Annotated in this window: 1 protein-coding gene and 1 pseudogene; both read right to left on the reverse strand. The window is 68.9% G+C overall.

Annotation, left to right across the window (positions count from 1 at the left end):
• The coding region (locus tag SPOPO_RS26780; RefSeq protein ID WP_033384851.1) for an ABC transporter permease subunit at nucleotides 1–1,303 on the reverse strand (1,303 nt) is incomplete at its 3' end.
• Nucleotides 1,303–1,738, reverse strand: a pseudogene (locus SPOPO_RS0101105) (ABC transporter ATP-binding protein); the annotation flags it as partial. The pseudogene SPOPO_RS0101105 and the gene SPOPO_RS26780, both read right to left, overlap by 1 nt.

A 1,738-nucleotide genomic window follows, 5' to 3' on the forward strand; every position in this document is an offset into this window, starting at 1 on the left:
CGATGACGAGCACGACGTCGCACTGCCCAAGCAACTCAGATGCGCCTGTCGCCGAGAGGAACACCTCCCCGGTCTTCCATCCCATGAAGCGCAGCCGCGCGGCGAAGGAGGTCAGGCCTTCAGGCTGGACATCGTTGATCCGGCGCTCGCCGTGGCCCTGGGTGAAACAGGCCAGCGGCGGATCGGTCTCCCAGAGTTCCGCGATCGCGGCGGTCAGCGTGGTCTCGACCAGGCTGTCGATTTCTCGAGACTTCCCACCCACGGTCAGCAGATAGTCGTTGTAGTCGATCACCCCCGATGCGCGCGCCAGCGCTGGAGAGATGTCCGGGTCGATGATTTTGATCTGGATGTTCGCGCCCACGGCCGCGTACTTGCGCACCGTCGCCCGGGCCTGGCTGGCCTCGAGGCTGACCGTGGGCGAGAAGGCCGTCAGCGTCATCGGCACGTCGCCGAGCTTGGCCAGAACCTCCTTGGTGGCCGTCGAGACGCTCTCCCGGTCACCCGGGGTCAGGTCGATCTCGCCCGACGCGGCACCGGCCACCGCGGGCGTGCCCACGACGAACGCCGTCACACCGACGACCGCCGCGACGCGCTGCGCGATCACGCGCCGGTCCGAGCCGGCGCGACGACGGCCCAGGCTGTACACGGCGATCGAGAGCGCAGCGGCGGCGAGCACCAGGAAATACGCGACGTCCTCACCGGGCAGCACCCCGTCGAGCATCGGGTTGAGCCGGTCCAGCGGGCTGAACTGGTCGACCTTGCCCCGCAGGTTCTCCGGCAGGAACGAGATGAGCCGCAGCACGAGCAGGACGACGAAGGACAGGAAGGCCGCCCCCACCGAGGTGTTCATCCGGGACGAGATCGCGAGCGACACCCCGTTGAACATCGCCGAGAGCAGCAGCAGGCCGATCCAGCCGCCGAGCGACCGGGCGAACTCCGGCTCCGCGATCGCGTCGAGGCGCACGTAGTAGATCCACGCGACGCTGACGATCAGCCAGGTGACGAGCGTGTTCGCGATGAACTTGCTGCCCACCATCGCCCACCGCGAGATCGGCCAGGCCAAGGAGATCTGCAGCGCGCCGCTGGCGCGTTCCTCGGCGATGGAGCGCGCGCCGAGGATCGGGCACAGCACCAGGAGGGTGTTGACCGTGTTCGCGTAGTAGGACTCCAGGTCGGCGGAATTGTTCGAGCTGACCAGGTCGATGAACAGGATCCCGGAGATGACGATGTACGCCGCCGCGATCAGGTACGTGGCCGGCCAGAGGATGAGCGAGGTGAGCTCGCGCTTGAGCAGGGTGAGCATCAGTCCGACGCTTCCGCTCCGGCCACGACCGAGCCCAGCACGGCCTCGCGGAAGGCCTCCTCGAGGCTGTCCGCCGTCGACTCCACAGTGGTGACCGGCCACGTCGCCGACCAGGCCCGCACCAGCTCCGCGACCGCGCGGTCGTCCCGGGCCTGCACCAGCGCGGTGGTCCCGCGCTCGTCGACGGACACGTCCACCATGGACGTACCGTCGACCAGGTCGCCGTCGGTGGGGGTGACCGGGGCGTGGATCCGGACCCGGACCCGCACCGCGTGCCCCATGCCCTCGGCCATCTCCGAGGGCGCGCCGCGGTAGACGAGCTTCCCCCGGGCCATGACCAGCACGTTGTTGCACATCAGCCGCGCGTCGGTGAGCAGGTGGGTCGACACGATCACCGACCGAGTGCGCCCGTATTCCTGGAGCATCGCGCGCATG

Origin of the sequence: Sporichthya polymorpha DSM 43042, assembly GCF_000384115.1 — a bacterium.
Classification (GTDB): Bacteria; Actinomycetota; Actinomycetes; order Sporichthyales; family Sporichthyaceae; genus Sporichthya; species Sporichthya polymorpha.